The organism is Ruegeria sp. HKCCD6157, from assembly GCF_013110685.1.
Taxonomy (GTDB): Bacteria; Pseudomonadota; Alphaproteobacteria; order Rhodobacterales; family Rhodobacteraceae; genus Ruegeria.
Window position 1 is genome coordinate 72,421 of sequence record NZ_WVRB01000004.1, and the last position, 14,278, is coordinate 86,698.

General features: G+C 61.6%; 13 protein-coding genes. 6 read left to right on the forward strand and 7 right to left on the reverse strand.

The window, feature by feature from the left end; all coding sequences use genetic code 11:
* Positions 1-280: 280 nt before the first annotated feature.
* Positions 281-568, reverse strand: coding sequence for a 50S ribosomal protein L28 (gene rpmB, locus GS612_RS13990; protein ID WP_050603240.1), 288 nt, complete (start codon positions 566-568; stop codon positions 281-283).
* A gap of 186 nt (positions 569-754) precedes the next feature.
* Positions 755-1,726, reverse strand: coding sequence for a methylmalonyl Co-A mutase-associated GTPase MeaB (gene meaB / locus GS612_RS13995; protein ID WP_171641144.1), 972 nt, complete (start codon positions 1,724-1,726; stop codon positions 755-757).
* Positions 1,727-1,935: 209 nt separating this feature from the next.
* Between meaB and hrpB the strand changes: the two genes are divergently transcribed.
* From hrpB to GS612_RS14010, 3 genes are all read left to right on the forward strand, one after another.
* The gene (hrpB, locus tag GS612_RS14000) at positions 1,936-4,389 is read left to right on the forward strand and encodes an ATP-dependent helicase HrpB (protein ID WP_171641146.1); all 2,454 of its coding nucleotides are present in this window, start codon (positions 1,936-1,938) and stop codon (positions 4,387-4,389) included.
* A 166-nt stretch (positions 4,390-4,555) separates the two neighbouring features.
* Positions 4,556-5,014 carry an NUDIX hydrolase gene (locus GS612_RS14005; protein ID WP_171641148.1) on the forward strand — a complete coding sequence of 153 codons (459 nt, stop codon included), beginning with the start codon at positions 4,556-4,558 and terminating at the stop codon, positions 5,012-5,014.
* 89 nt (positions 5,015-5,103) lie between these two features.
* A complete protein-coding gene (locus GS612_RS14010) occupies positions 5,104-6,579 on the forward strand; it encodes an inorganic phosphate transporter (protein ID WP_171641150.1) in 1,476 nt (491 codons plus the stop codon).
* A gap of 9 nt (positions 6,580-6,588) precedes the next feature.
* Here GS612_RS14010 and GS612_RS14015 read toward each other — a convergent pair whose 3' ends face one another.
* The 3 genes from GS612_RS14015 to GS612_RS14025 all read right to left on the reverse strand — a co-directional run bounded on the left by GS612_RS14015 (position 6,589) and on the right by GS612_RS14025 (position 9,558).
* Entirely contained in the window at positions 6,589-7,563 is a 975-nt protein-coding gene (locus GS612_RS14015) for a 2-dehydropantoate 2-reductase (protein WP_171641152.1), read from the reverse strand.
* Positions 7,564-7,642: 79 nt separating this feature from the next.
* The gene (locus GS612_RS14020; protein WP_171641154.1) at positions 7,643-8,605 is read right to left on the reverse strand and encodes a pirin family protein; all 963 of its coding nucleotides are present in this window, start codon (positions 8,603-8,605) and stop codon (positions 7,643-7,645) included.
* Positions 8,606-8,724: 119 nt separating this feature from the next.
* Positions 8,725-9,558: a phytanoyl-CoA dioxygenase family protein gene (locus GS612_RS14025; RefSeq protein ID WP_171641156.1), complete on the reverse strand. Its 834-nt coding sequence runs from the start codon at positions 9,556-9,558 to the stop codon at positions 8,725-8,727.
* Positions 9,559-9,774: 216 nt separating this feature from the next.
* On the opposite strand from GS612_RS14025, the gene GS612_RS14030 reads away from it, so the two are divergent.
* Entirely contained in the window at positions 9,775-10,263 is a 489-nt protein-coding gene (locus tag GS612_RS14030) for a twin-arginine translocation pathway signal (protein ID WP_171117607.1), read from the forward strand.
* A gap of 8 nt (positions 10,264-10,271) precedes the next feature.
* Positions 10,272-10,868: a ferric reductase-like transmembrane domain-containing protein gene (locus GS612_RS14035; RefSeq protein ID WP_371419741.1), complete on the forward strand. Its 597-nt coding sequence runs from the start codon at positions 10,272-10,274 to the stop codon at positions 10,866-10,868.
* Here the strand turns inward: GS612_RS14035 and argF are convergent.
* Positions 10,865-11,791: an ornithine carbamoyltransferase gene (gene argF, locus GS612_RS14040; protein ID WP_152457303.1), complete on the reverse strand. Its 927-nt coding sequence runs from the start codon at positions 11,789-11,791 to the stop codon at positions 10,865-10,867. The genes GS612_RS14035 and argF overlap by 4 nt on opposite strands.
* Positions 11,792-11,867: 76 nt before the next feature.
* Entirely contained in the window at positions 11,868-13,055 is a 1,188-nt protein-coding gene (locus tag GS612_RS14045) for an aspartate aminotransferase family protein (RefSeq protein WP_171641158.1), read from the reverse strand.
* Between the two features lie 273 nt (positions 13,056-13,328).
* Between GS612_RS14045 and GS612_RS14050 the strand changes: the two genes are divergently transcribed.
* Complete coding sequence (locus GS612_RS14050) at positions 13,329-14,213, forward strand: DMT family transporter (protein WP_171641160.1); 885 nt, start codon at positions 13,329-13,331, stop codon at positions 14,211-14,213.
* Positions 14,214-14,278 lie beyond the last annotated feature (65 nt).

Here is a 14,278-nt window from a genome sequence, read left to right on the forward strand (position 1 = left end):
TCACCCTGCGCTGCATCCGCGTACAAGCCGAAATTGCTTTGCGAAAAACCGCGGCCAGAAACAGGAAAAGGTAGAAACTTTTTAACGTCATAGTGAGGCCCCCGCCTGATGAATGACAGTGACGATAGGTCAGATTCGGCATTCCGTATGTGAAGCAATTCACCAATGGCGAAAAATAATTTCGAAATTGAAAACAGTGTCGGGCTGCAGCGGGCGGCTCAAAACGAAAAAGCCCTGCTCCTCAGAGGTGCAGGGCCTGAAAATCAATAAGCGAAAAGGCTTAGGCCGTGGCTTGCGCCTTGGCGATTTCCTTCTTCACTTTCAGTGCGTTCGCCGACAGTTCTTCATCCTTGGCTTTGGCCAAGAATGCGTCCAGACCACCGCGGTGGTCAACCGAACGCAGGGCGGCTGCCGAGATGCGCAGCTTCACGCCGCGGCCCAGGGTCTCGGACTGCAAGGTAACGTCATTCAGGTTCGGCAGGAAACGACGACGAGTTCTGTTTTTGGCATGGCTGACATTGTTGCCAGTCATCGGGCCTTTTCCGGTCAGTTCGCAACGGCGCGACATGGTTTCTTCCTTTGTTTCTGGAGGCCGGGCACAAAGCCCTCGGCCAAATCACAAGGGGCACAACCCGAAGTCGCGCCCGAAAACTGGTTGGATGCGTGTAGTGGGAATCGCAGGAAGGGTCAAGACGGACCGAACGAATTCTTTCATTTTGCGCCCGCCTTTGAAACCTTGCCCCCTTTCACCCTGTCAGCTCAGCGTGCCAAGCAGTTCTTCGGCCGCGCTGGCCGGGTTCAGACGCCCGGCCGAGACTTCGGCGTTCAGGCGTTCCATCTCGGCCTTGGCCTGCGGCGTGTCGAGCCGGGCCAGAAGGGCATGGCGGACTTCCTGATCGAACCAGTATCGCGCCTGGGCGGCCCGGTTGGCTTCCCAGATACCGTTGTCGCGGCGCCACCGGGTCAGGGATTGCATCTCGTCCCAGGCTTGCTCCAGCCCTTGTTCTTCGACCGCTGAGACGGTCATTGCCTTGGGGAAACCTTCGGGATCCTGCGGGCGCTTGCGCAGCAATCGCAACGCACCGGCATAGTCTGCGCATGTCCGGGTCGCCGTGGCCTTCAGGTCGCCATCCGCCTTGTTGATCAGGATGATATCGGCCATCTCCATGATGCCACGTTTGACACCCTGCAATTCGTCCCCACCCGCCGGGGCCAACAGCAACAGGAACAGGTCCGACAATTCGGACACCACCGTTTCGGACTGCCCGACGCCCACGGTTTCAATCAGCACCACGTCATAGCCTGCGGCCTCGCACAGGGCGATGGCCTCGCGGGTCCGTCGGGCAACGCCGCCGAGATGGCTCTGGCTGGGGGAGGGGCGGATAAAGGCGTTCTTCTCGCGGCTCAGGCGTTCCATCCGGGTTTTGTCCCCCAGAATCGAGCCCCCCGAACGGGCAGAGCTGGGATCGACTGCCAGAACCGCGACACGCAGCCCCTGCCCTGTCAGCATCATGCCAAAGCTTTCGATGAAGGTGGACTTGCCCACCCCGGGCGTACCCGACAAACCGATCCGGAGCGCCTGACGCCCCGATCCTGCGAGCTGGGCCAACAGCTCGCTGGCCTGTGCGCGATGATCGGCGCGATTGCTTTCCACCAGAGTGATCGCGCGGGCCAGCGCCCGGCGCTCGCCCTTCAAAATCCTGTCGCTGAGGCTGTCTGTCTGCATTCTTGTCCCGATCCTAGAGGCAGGAATAGTTGCCGCGCTCGGGGGGCGTTTGTCCAGACCGCAGGTCGCCGGAAATGCGATCAAAGCGAAAGCTGCGTCAATTCGTGCGTTGCTTGGCCATTCAGGGTTGGGCCTGCCGCCACAGTGTCACCAGAACGCGCGCGGCGCGAGAACTGGACGACACCTGCATGATCGCGGATAAGAGCCGGATGACGATACGCCTGCCCATCGACGACGCCATTCCCGAACTGCTGGACAGATTGCGCGCGCAGGGCCGCGCGGTATTGCAGGCCCCACCGGGGGCGGGCAAGACCACGCGGGTTCCCCTGGCAATGCTCGAGGCGGGTTTGTGCGATGGCAGGATCGTGATGCTGGAACCCCGGCGGCTGGCGGCCCGGGCCGCGGCCGAGCGGATGGCCGAGACGTTGGGAGAGCGCGCGGGACAGACCGTGGGCTATCGTGTACGTGGCGAGGCGAAAGTGTCGAAAGACACCCGGATCGAGGTGGTGACCGAAGGCATCTTGACCCGGATGCTGCAATCCAACCCGGATCTGCCGGGAATTGGCGCGGTGATTTTCGATGAATTCCACGAACGATCTCTGAACGCCGATCTGGGGCTGGCCTTGTGCCTCGAAGTGACCGACGCATTGCGGGACGATCTGATCCTGCTGGCCATGTCAGCCACGCTGGATGCGGATCCCATCGGCGCGTTGATGGCGGCCCCTCTGGTCACATCGGACGGGCGCAGCTTTCCGGTTGAGACGCGCTGGCTGGATCGGCCAATGGGGCCGCAAGCGCGACGGCTGGATGCGTTGATCGATCTGGTGGTGCAAGCCGAGCGTGAGACGCGAAAATCCGGCGGCGGAATTCTGGTTTTCCTGCCGGGAGAGGGCGAAATCCGACGCGCCGAAAGCCTTTTGAACGGACGGTTGCCCGACAGTTGCGTGGTGCGCCCGTTATTCGGAGCCATGCCCTTTGCGGCCCAGCGTGCGGCGATTGCCCCGGTGGAACATGGGCGCAAAGTCGTGCTGGCGACGTCGATTGCCGAAACCTCGCTGACGATCCCCGACATCAAGGTCGTGGTGGATATGGGACAGGCCCGGCGGGCTCGGTTCGATCCGGGATCGGGCATGTCCCGGCTGGTGACCGAACGGGTGACCCGGGCCGAGGCCACACAGCGCGCGGGCCGGGCCGGACGGGTGGCCGAAGGGGTGTGTTACCGGCTCTGGTCGAAGGGGGAAGACGGTGCCTTGGCCGCCTACCCGCCTGCCGAGATCGAAGCGGCGGACCTGACCGGGCTGGCGTTGGAGCTGTCCCTGTGGGGCGCTGACGCGGCCGATCTTGCCTTTCTGACACCACCTCCCGAGGGGACGATGGCCGAGGCGCGGGCTTTGCTGACAATGCTGGGCGCACTCGATACCAATGGACGGATCACCGATCATGGGCGCGCCCTGGCAGCACTGCCCTTGCATCCCCGGTTGGGGCACATGCTTGTGCGGGCCGGTCCGAACGCCGCCCCGTTGGCGGCGTTGATGGCCGAGCGTGACCCCCTTCGCGGTGCGCCGGTGGATATCACCCTGCGGCAAGAGGCGCTGCGCGACCCCCGGGCCTTTCAGCGCAACAGGATCTGGCAGGTCAACATGGGCGCAGTGGATCGGATCAATGCCGAGACCAGACGGCTGCGGAAACAGCTCAAGGGCGACTCGGCCGATCTGAGCTCCGCCGCCATGGCTGCGCTGGCCTATCCTGACCGCATCGGGCAGCGGCGCAAGGGTGACGCGCCGCGCTATGTGCTGTCAGGGGGGAAAGGCGTTGTTCTGGACAGTGCGGATTCACTGGCCAACGCGCCGTTTCTGGTCGCCATCGACACGGATGGCAACCCGCGCGAGGCGAAGGTCCGGATGGCCACCCAGATTTCGGAACGCGACATCCGCGATCTGTTCGCGGATCAGATCCGCTGGGTCGAGACCTGCGCCTGGTCCAAACGCGAGCGGCGGGTCGTGTCGCGGCGGCAAGAGCGGTTCGGCGCGATCACATTAGACGACCGCATATGGAAGGACGTCCCGGACGACGCCGTGGCCCGCGCGATGCTGGATGGGATACGCGATCTTGGCCTGCGGCTGGAGGGTGCCGCCGCGCGCTTGGCCGCCCGTGTCGAACTGGTGCGCGCCGATGGCGTCGATCTGCCCGATTTTTCGGTCGCAGGCCTGATGGCCGACATGGAGGACTGGTTGCTGCCCATGCTGTCAGGGGTCAAAAGCGCTGAAGACTGGAAGAAATTCGACCTTTTGCCCGCCCTGCGCGCGCGGCTGGACTGGGCGCAGACGCAGGAACTGGACCGGCGCGCTCCGGGGTCATTTGAAACGCCGCTGGGGCGCAAGGTGCCAATTGATTACAGCGCGGCCGTGCCGGAAATCTCGGTCCGTTTGCAGGAAGTGTTTGGCGTGACCCGACACCCGGCGATCGGCGGCCAGCCTTTGAAGATCACTCTGCTGTCACCGGCGCAGCGCCCGATCCAAATAACGCGTGACCTGCCCGGTTTCTGGGCGGGCTCTTACGCGGATGTACGCAAAGACATGAGGGCGCAATACCCCAAACACCCCTGGCCCGAAGACCCGACCCAGGCTGATCCCACGCTGAGGGCAAAACGCAGACGTGACTAGAGCCGTCAGCAAAGCCCGAGCCTTGCCCATAATCCACAAAACAACCCAGAAAACCCTCAAAAATCGGCCAAACCCGGCCAAACTGGAAGGTTTAATTGAAACTCACCATTTCCGTTGTTAAGTCGTATCAACTTTGAAGGCATAGAGTAGACTGACAAAATAACTGATGAATGCATGGCTGCAAAATATCTGGGAAGAGGTAGGACGTCCGCTGTTCCTGCGCCCCCGACGGGTGCAGTTTGCGGCGTTGTGCACCCGCGTTCAGGATGGGCAGGACCAGGTCTTGCTGATCACCAGCCGTGACACCAAACGCTGGATCATCCCGAAAGGCTGGCCCATCGATGGTTTGAGTGGCGCGGAAACAGCCCTTCAGGAGGCCTGGGAAGAAGCCGGGGTGCGCGCGGATGCAGTTCACGATGAACCCATCGGCCAATTCACCTACGACAAGATCCTCAAAGACGGATCGGCGCAACCGGTATTGACCAATGTCTACAGGATTTCGGTGCGCGCGCTGGCCGATGACTTTCCCGAGGCCGACCAGCGCGAGCGCAGCTGGTTTTCGCCGGCTGAAGCGGCCACCCTGGTGCAAGAGCCCGAGCTTCAGGACTTGTTGCGCAAACTGTAAGGAATTCGCAACATTTCGATGGCACCCAGCTTGCCTGAGCAGCCCGATACCGTTAGTGGCGCACGATCCTTCAATATCTGACCAAGTTCATGTCTGACACGAATCCGAAACCACGCTGGCAAACGTTGGACAGCGACCTGCACCGAATTTCGCGGGTCGAAACCGCCAACATCCATGTCGCGCGCCACCTGCTGGCACCGGGGGTCGCGCTGGCCTTCATGGCGCTTGCCGGGCTGACGGCGGCGGTCTTGTTCGGTCGGGCGGATGGCAGCCATGTCGTGGTCGCGGCGGCCGCGTTCGGGGCCTATATGGCGATCAATGTCGGTGCCAATGACGTGGCCAACAACATGGGCCCAGCGGTCGGCGCGAATGTGCTGACCATGGGCGGCGCTATCGTGATTGCCGCCATTGCCGAAAGCGCTGGTGCGTTGCTTGCGGGGGGTGACGTGGTCTCGACCATCTCCAAGGGGATTGTCGACCCCGCCTCGGTGCAAAACAGCGAGGTGTTCATCTGGGCCATGATGGCAGCGCTGATATCTTCGGCCATGTGGGTCAACCTGGCGACCTGGATCGGCGCCCCTGTGTCCACAACGCACTCAGTCGTGGGCGGGGTGATGGGTGCAGGCATTGCAGCAGCGGGCCTGAGCGCGGTGAGCTGGGGCACGATGAGTGCAATTGCAGCCAGCTGGGTGATTTCGCCGATACTCGGGGGGGCGGTTGCTGCGGCTTTTCTGGCGCTGATCAAGTCGAAAATCCAGAATCAGGACGACAAGATCGCCGCCGCGCGCAAATGGGTACCTGTCCTTTTGGCGGTGATGGCGGGGGCCTTTGCCACCTATCTGTCCGTCAAAGGCCTGCAACGGATCGTGCATATCGACCCCAAGATGGCCCTGTTGATCGGGTTGGGCGTGGGGCTGCTGACCTGGTCCGTGACCGTCCCGTGGGTCAAGCGCAGATCCGAAGGGATGGAGAACCGGACCCGGTCGCTGAAAACGCTGTTTGGCCTGCCGCTTGTGATCTCGGCCACGTTCCTGAGCTTTGCCCACGGCGCAAATGACGTGGCCAATGCGGTCGGCCCGCTGGCCGCGATTGTCCACGCGGTCGAGTTCGGAGAGTTCGCCGCGAAAGTTCCAATACCGCTTTGGGTGATGATCATCGGAGCCTTCGGGATTTCCTTCGGTCTGTTCCTGTTCGGCCCCAGGCTGATCCGGATGGTGGGCCGCCAGATCACCAAGCTGAACCCGATACGCGCCTTTTGCGTCGCCCTGTCGGCGGCGATCACCGTGATTCTGGCCAGCTGGCTTGGCCTGCCGGTCAGTTCGACCCATATCGCCGTTGGAGCAGTTTTTGGCGTCGGCTTCTACCGCGAGTGGGATTCCGAGCGCCGGCGCAAACAGGGAAAGCTTCAACGCACAGCACAACACCTTGCCCCAGAAGAATACCGCCGTCGCAAGCTGGTACGGCGGTCGCATTTCATGACCATCGTGGCCGCGTGGGTAGTCACCGTGCCCGCCGCCGCAACCATGTCGGCCGTCATTTACTGGGTGCTGACCGCGTTCGCCTGAGGGATGACGTCAGAGCCGGATCTGTTCCGGCGACAACGGGTGATCGGGTGCATGTTTGATCAGGTCAGACACCTGCGTGCAGATGGGTGTTGGCACTCCGGTTTCGTGACCCATCCGGATGATATGCCCTTGCAGACTGTCAATTTCCGTTTGCCGCTCGGCCATGAGGTCATAGGCCATGGACGTTCGCGCGCTCGGGTCGATTGTCAGCATCCGGGCCGCGATCCTGGTGAACAGCGGTGTCGGCAGCCGCAGAATATGCGGGGTCATCCATGCCGGAAGCGGTGTGGTCGAGGCCACGGGATGACCCGCCGCCTTGAGGACGGTCAGCGCCTCGGACATCTGATCCGCCATGAGATTGCGCCAGTCGCGGTTCATCAGCTGATCCACCAGCGTGAGGCCCGACAAGGCATTGAGCGCATTGTTCAGGTTGATCACCAGCTTGCCCCATTGCACGGCTTCGATCTGGTCGCTGGACGTGACGGGAAGGTCCGCGCTGCTCAGCTGCGCGGCCAGATCACCAGCGCCGCTTTGGATGACGATCTCTCCGGACGTGGCCCGATGATAGGTGGCGGGGGCAGTCGGCACCACGTTGAACGGAACCATTCCGGCGCGTATGTCGCGCCCGGGAAGGGTATTGCGCAACGTCTCGGCGGCCTCGATCCCGTTCTGCCAGGACAGGACAGGCGCATCCCGGGGCGCAAAGGCGCCTATCTGCTCGGCCATATCCGATGTTGCGCCCGATTTGACCGTTACAATGACAAGTTCGGCCCGGCGCAGGCAGGCCGGATCTTCGCTGAGCACCAGAGATTCCGGCGGGACCGTGTAATCAAGGCCGTCAAAGTCAGTAACCTTCAGCCCGTGCTCTCGGATCGGGTCCAGCACACGGGCGCGGCCCAGCAGGGTTACAGCGTGGCCCGCACGGGCCAGCAAAGCACCACAGTAACAGCCAATGCTGCCCGCGCCTGCAAGGACAAGTTTCATGATACCCCCTCCGGTACACCCGAAAAGGATCACCGCAAACGTCCCGTGACACAAGCCCGCTTGCCCCCGACGTCGCGCGCTAGCGGGCCAGCCGGGGTTTGGTGCGCTCAAGCTCTTTGGAAATAGGGATAAATTCCTGATCGTCACCCGGAGGCAGTTGAAATGCACCATTGGCCCAATCGGCGCTTTTCCACTCACGGGTTGCGGTTTCGATCTTTTCCTTCGAAGACGAAACGAAATTCCACCAGATGTAGCGGTCTTCATTCAGGGTCGCTCCGCCCAGCAGCATCAGCCGCGCGCCCAGCGCACCGGCTTTGACAGACAGCTTGTCCCCGGGCCGGAACACCATCATGCGGCCCTCGTCAAACCTGTCGCCCGCGATTTCGACCGAACCTTGCGTAACATAGACACCGCGATCTTCGTGGTCGTCAGGCAGAGGGAAAGACGCGCCGGGTTCCAATTGCACGTCGAGATAGAAGGTTTCGGACAGCATCGTGACCGGGCTGGTCTCACCATAAGCCGAACCCAGGATCAACCGGGCACTGACGCCTGCATCCTGAATATGCGGCAGCGCGGCCTGTTTGTGATGTTCGAAATCCGGGGCTATATCCTCATGCGCTTCGGGCAAGGCGATCCAGGTCTGAATGCCGAACAGGCTGTGTTTCCTGCCGCGTGTTTCGTCACTGGTGCGCTCGGAATGGGTGACACCACGCCCTGCAACCATCCAGTTGACCTCGCCGGGATAGATCATCTGATGTGTGCCAAGGCTGTCACGGTGCTCGAATTCGCCCTGGTACAGATAAGTAACCGTGCCCAGTCCGATATGGGGGTGGGGCCGCACGTCGATGCCGCCTTCGGTGATGAATTCAGCGGGCCCCATTTGATCGAAAAATATGAAAGGGCCCACCAACTGTCGTTTTACCGAAGGCAACGCGCGGCGCACTTCGAACCCACCCAGGTCACGGGCACGCGGGATGATTAATGTGTCCAGCGCCGGATTCTCCGAGATGCAGTCCGGATTGTGTGTCGGGTTCCAACTCATTTCAGCTCTCCCTTCGTTGCAGATGGTCAGGCCACCCGCGTTCACTCAGGTAAGAAATAGCCACGCAAAGCAGCCCATAAAGTGCACAATCGCACAGATTGAGTGCGGCGCCGTTCCAATCAACGCGGCCAAAGTTGCGGGAAAAACGGCCCGTCAATCCGATCCCCCTCGCCATAGCCTGCCGCCTCGAACTGTGCGCGCTCGTCCTTGGCCCAGTCGCCGCGATACCGGATGACACCATCAGGTGCCGTCATGCGAAGGGTGAAGCGCCGCACCGTTTCCGACGGCGTGGTCGAGGACAGCCCGCCATGCAGCGTTCGCATGTCGAAAAAGATACAATCCCCAAGCTCCAGATCCCATTGCAGCAACTCATACGCGCCGGGGTCGTCATTGACATCGGGTGGCGGGTGATAGGTCAGCCCGGCGACTTCGGTGGGCTCATAGCTGGGATGTCCATCGGCAAACCGCACCCGCATGAACAGCTTGTCCCATAGGTGTGAGCCCTTCACGAATGCGATGCCGTTTTCCTTGGTCACGGGTTCCAGCGGCAGCCAAAGGACACACATCGTGCCTTCGAAGTCGAAGTAAGACAGGTCCTGATGGAAGGGCGGGCGCGAGGTCGAGCCGGCCTCGCGCAGGAACCAGTTGTCCATGACAAGGTTGATGGATGGCGCCCCCAGCAACCCGGCGGCAAGCGGTGCGCAGGGGGACTTATGAACGAATTCGTTGAATTGCGAGATTTTGTTCCAGGCCCAGTAGTCTTCGTAATAGCCCGGGGCGTTCGGATCCTTGGTATGACGGGTGAAATTATCGGTCGGATTGTCAAGATCGGCGTCGATACCTGCACGCAGCAATGACAACCAGTCGGATGAGAATTTCGACCGCAGAACAATAGCGCCATCGCGTTGGAAGGCGGCAATGTCTTCCTGTGTAACCAGATCTGCTGTCGTCATGGAAGGATCATCCCGATGTGGTTCGGTGGCCCCGAGCATCGCACCACGCACCGCCAGAGGTCAAAGAGATTCGTTTCGACGATCCGGATTCACTCACAGAACCGTGAGGGCGCGGGGATCCAACCGCGCACGGCCTCGGATTTTGAAAGAAACATGCTATGTTTCAGATGGAAGCCGCAGACTGACAAGATTGGATCGCGTATTGGAGGTTTCTCGATGACAGATGCGTTGCTGTCCCGTCGTTCCCTGATCACCCAAGGTGTTGCCGTTTTGGCGACCGGCGCCACAGGGCTTTTGGTGCCTGCCCGCGCAGCCGGGATTGCGCCGACGCCTTCGATGCGGGGCGGATCGAACAACTATCGCCCCGGTGCGCCAATCGTGGACCGGATCGGTGGCGGCGGGTTCTGGATGACCGGCACCGTACGACGGGCGGGCGATGGCGCTCCCCTGCCCGGCCAGCGCATTCAGATCTGGGCCCATACCACAGAAGGGCACGAGCGTGACCCGCAAAGCCATGGGGCGACCTTGACGGATGAAAAGGGTGAATTCCGCCTGGAAATGCCGCAGATCGTTCCTGCATTCGGTCAACCGCACGGGCATCTGGCCTATGACAGCGGCGCGTTCGAAACCGTGTTCCTGCGGCCTGTGATGTCCAGTTCCAAAGACAAGACACTGGCTGCGCATTTCGTGTTGCAACCGCTCTGATCCCGGTGATCCGAACCGGTGTCATTTGGGCGACCCTGATCGCCGCCCTTGCCGTTCCTTTAATCGCTGCGGCAGGCAGCCCGTATCTTGCGTGGCGCGATCCAACGTATATCCTCGCCGGGTTTGCCGGAATTCTGAGCTTGGGCCTGCTGTTGCTGCAGCCGCTTCTGGCCGGAAGATACCTTCCGGGCTTGTCCGCAGTGATAAGCCGCCACATTCACCGCTGGATCGGTCTGACCCTGGTGCTGGCGATTGTGGTCCATGTCGCGGGGTTGTGGCTTACCAGCCCGCCGGATGTGGTGGATGCGTTGTTGTTCGTATCGCCAACGCCGTTCTCGGCCTGGGGTGTCATTGCCATGTGGGCCGCTTTCGGGGCGGCCCTGTTAGGGGTCTTCCGCAAACGTCTGCGCCAGCGCTTTCGTCTTTGGCGGCTGAGCCACACCGCACTGGCCGGGGTGACGATTGTCGGCAGCCTTGTTCACGCCATGCTGATCGAAGGCACGATGGAGATCGTGACCAAAACAGCGCTTTGCGCGCTGGTCCTCTTGGCGAGCGCAAGTACGCTCGCCAAATTGAAAGTTTGGGATATCCGTCGACGCCCTTAGACGCCTAGGCACCAGCGCATCACCGCCTTTTGTGCATGCAGACGGTTTTCGGCTTCATCAAAAATGACCGAGTTCGGTCCATCCATGACCTCGGAGGTCGCTTCTTCCTCGCGGTGGGCCGGCAGGCAATGCATGAACAGCGCATCCGGTTTGGCATGCGACATGAGTTCAGCATTGACCTGATATGGGCGCAGCATGTTGTGGCGGCGCTCTTTGGCCGACTGGGAATCATGCATCGAAACCCAGGTATCCGCGACGACGAGGTCCGCGCCTTCCACCGCTTTGTGCGGATCCCTTTCGATCACGATTTTCGAACCTTTTTGACGGGCAAACCCCATGAACTCCTCTTCCGGGTCAAGCTGAGCCGGTCCGGTGAAGGTTAGATCGAATCCGAATTGACCGGCGGCGTGCAGGAAGGAAGCGCAGACATTGTTGCCATCACCGGTCCAGACCACCTTTTTGCCAGCGATGGGGCCGCGATGTTCTTCGAATGTCAGAACGTCGGCCATGATCTGGCAGGGATGGGTGCGGTCGGTCAGGCCGTTGATCACCGGCACGTCCGAGTATTCAGCCATTTCGGTCAGGATGGTTTCATCAAAGGTGCGGATCATGATCATGTCGACATAGCGCGACAGCACGCGGGCGGTGTCGGCGATGGTTTCGCCGTGACCCAGCTGCATGTCCTTGCCGGACAGCACCATGGTCTGCCCGCCCATCTGGCGCACGCCTACATCGAAAGACACGCGCGTCCGCGTCGAAGGTTTTTCGAAGATCAGCGCCACCATGCGATCTTTCAGCGGCTGTTCGTCGTCAGGGGCGGCCTTGGGGCGGCCCAAACGCGCCTGTTTCATCACGCCCGCCTGATCGATCATGGCCCGCAGATCGGTGGAATCGGTTTTGTGGATATCAAGAAAATGGTTCATGTCGGTTCGTTTCCTGGCTGTCGGTCGCCGGGGGCGCTGCCCCCGGACCCCCGGAGTATTTGAGAAAAGATGAAAATCAGGCGGTTTGGAGCTGGGTCTCGATCTGCCGGGCGGCCTTGTCGAGGCGGATCATGGCCTGAGCGATATCGTCCTCGGTCAGGGTGAGAGGCGGCAGCAGGCGGATCACGTTGTCGGCGGCGGGAACGGTGATGACGAGGTTGTCATAACCCGCATTGACCACGTCGATATTGGCAGGCTTGCACTTGAGGCCGAGCATCAGGCCCGATCCGCGCACCTCTTCGAACACCTCAGGGTGATCTGCGATCAGGGCTTCGAGCTTTTGGCGCAGCAGGCCCGCCTTGCGGTTGACGCTTTCCAAAAAGGCGGGTGTTGCCACATGATCGATCACCGCGCAGCCCACCGCGCAGCCCAGCGGGTTGCCGCCATAGGTCGAACCGTGGGTGCCTGCGGTCATGCCGGATGCCGCGTCCTCGGTCGCCAGCACGGCCCCCAGCGGGAAACCCCCGCCGATGCCCTTGGCGACCATCATGATATCAGGGGTGATCCCAGCCCATTCATGGGCAAAGAGCTTGCCTGTCCGGCCGACGCCGCACTGGACTTCATCAAGGATCAGCAGCAGCCCGTTGTCGTCGCAGATCTGACGCAGCGCCTTGAGTTCGGCGTCGGGGACGGGGCGAATACCGCCCTCGCCTTGGATGGGCTCGATCAGGATCGCGGCGGTCTTGTCGGTGATGGCGTCGGTCACGCCGTCGAGGTCTCCGAATGCCACATGCACGAAACCCGGCAGCAGAGGGCCGAAGCCCTTGGTCATTTTCTCGGCCCCGGCAGCAGCGATGCCGGCTGACGACCGGCCGTGGAAGGAACCGTCGAAAGTGATGATCTCGACCCGCTCGGGCTGATCTTTGTCATGGAAATACTTGCGGGCCATTTTCACGGCCAGTTCGCAGGATTCCGTGCCGGAGTTCGTGAAGAAAACCGTATCGGCAAAACTGTGTTCCACCAGCTTGTCAGCCAAGGCCTGTTGCTGAGGGATGTTGTACAGGTTCGAGACATGCCACAGCGCATGGGCCTGGTCCGTCAGCGCGGCCACCAATGCCGGATGGGCATGGCCCAGCGCGTTCACGGCGATCCCTGCGCCGAGGTCCAAGAAACGTCGGCCATCCGCCTCGGTCAGCCAGGCGCCTTCGCCCTTCACGAATGTCAGGGGCGCACGGTTATAGGTCGGCAGAACGGACGGGATCATGGGATCATCCTTTTCAGGTAGTATGAGCCTCGTGAGTGATACACGAAGGCCCTGTTCGTCAACAATTTTGGTGAGGTCTGTGCCGATTTGCCGGGCACATGAGATCAAACAGGCCGGTTACGCAAAGATGCGTCGGCGTCGGAGCAGTTGGATATGCACATGTTTGATCATGGCCGACCGTATAGCGATGCTTGCGCAGGTTGGGAAGCCGGTATTTTGCAGGGATCGAATTTTGCCCTTGCCAAAGCCTGTGCAACCGCGCACCGCTTGGCCATGTTCGAACCCAAGCACCACAATCCTCCGCTTGCCGCTGCGCTGATTTTTGTCGCCACCGCCTTTATCGCCGCGACGACGCTGCTGGCCAAGGCGCTGGGGACGGATGCGTTGGGGCCGCCCTTGCATGCCATGCAGATCAGTCACGGGAGGTTTCTGTTTGCCCTGCTGGCGATTGTGCTGGCGGTTGCAACTCTGCGGCCCCGGTTGGTGCGGCCCCATTGGGGGCTTCACGTCGGGCGGACCAGTTTTGGCTGGGCGGGGGTGACATTGATGTTCGCATCGGTTGCCTTCATTCCGATGGCGGATGCGACGGCCATATCCTTTCTGAACCCTGTCTTTGGTATGGTGCTGGCCATTCCGCTGCTGCAAGAGCGGGTTGGTCCTTGGCGCTGGCTGGCGGCGGCCGTCGCTTTGACGGGCGCGTTGATCCTGCTGCGCCCGACCCCCGCCAGCTTTCAGCCCGCCGCGCTTCTGGCGCTGGCGGCGGCTGCGCTGATCGGGATGGAACTGATTTTCATCAAAAAGCTGTCCGGGCGCGAGCCACCGATGCAGATCCTGCTGATCAATAACGCGATGGGTTTGCTGATCGCCACTTTAGCTGTCAGCTTCGTCTTTCAGATGCCAACCCCGCAGCAGTGGGCGGCATTGGTGGGGATCGGCGTTCTGATGGCCTGCGCCCAGGCCTGTTTCGTCAACGGCATGGCGCGGGCGGATGCATCCTTTGTGGCCCCTATCAGCTATGCCACGCTGATCTTTGCCGCCCTTTACGACTTTGCGGTCTTTGATGTGATCCCCGACTGGATCAGTCTGGTCGGGTCTGCGACCATCCTGGCCGGCGGGCTGATCCTGGTCTGGCGAGAAGCGGTGCGGCGCCGCGCCTGAGAGCCTGCCCCGCACGGCGGGAACGGGTGCGTCTGCATCCCGGCCCTTGCAACCGACCGCGATGG

What these genes read in the sequence shown, in the direction of transcription:
- hrpB (WP_171641146.1), top strand. Translation starts at nt 1,936, where the DNA reads ATGACGATACGCCTGCCCATCGACGACGCCATTCCCGAACTGCTGGAC.
- GS612_RS14030 (WP_171117607.1), top strand. Translation starts at nt 9,775, where the DNA reads ATGACAGATGCGTTGCTGTCCCGTCGTTCCCTGATCACCCAAGGTGTT.
- GS612_RS14050 (WP_171641160.1), top strand. Translation starts at nt 13,329, where the DNA reads ATGTTCGAACCCAAGCACCACAATCCTCCGCTTGCCGCTGCGCTGATT.
- meaB (WP_171641144.1), bottom strand. Translation starts at nt 1,726, where the DNA reads ATGCAGACAGACAGCCTCAGCGACAGGATTTTGAAGGGCGAGCGCCGG.
- GS612_RS14015 (WP_171641152.1), bottom strand. Translation starts at nt 7,563, where the DNA reads ATGAAACTTGTCCTTGCAGGCGCGGGCAGCATTGGCTGTTACTGTGGT.
- GS612_RS14025 (WP_171641156.1), bottom strand. Translation starts at nt 9,558, where the DNA reads ATGACGACAGCAGATCTGGTTACACAGGAAGACATTGCCGCCTTCCAA.
- GS612_RS14010 (WP_171641150.1), top strand. Translation starts at nt 5,104, where the DNA reads ATGTCTGACACGAATCCGAAACCACGCTGGCAAACGTTGGACAGCGAC.
- GS612_RS14020 (WP_171641154.1), bottom strand. Translation starts at nt 8,605, where the DNA reads ATGAGTTGGAACCCGACACACAATCCGGACTGCATCTCGGAGAATCCG.
- GS612_RS14005 (WP_171641148.1), top strand. Translation starts at nt 4,556, where the DNA reads ATGAATGCATGGCTGCAAAATATCTGGGAAGAGGTAGGACGTCCGCTG.
- GS612_RS14045 (WP_171641158.1), bottom strand. Translation starts at nt 13,055, where the DNA reads ATGATCCCGTCCGTTCTGCCGACCTATAACCGTGCGCCCCTGACATTC.
- argF (WP_152457303.1), bottom strand. Translation starts at nt 11,791, where the DNA reads ATGAACCATTTTCTTGATATCCACAAAACCGATTCCACCGATCTGCGG.
- rpmB (WP_050603240.1), bottom strand. Translation starts at nt 568, where the DNA reads ATGTCGCGCCGTTGCGAACTGACCGGAAAAGGCCCGATGACTGGCAAC.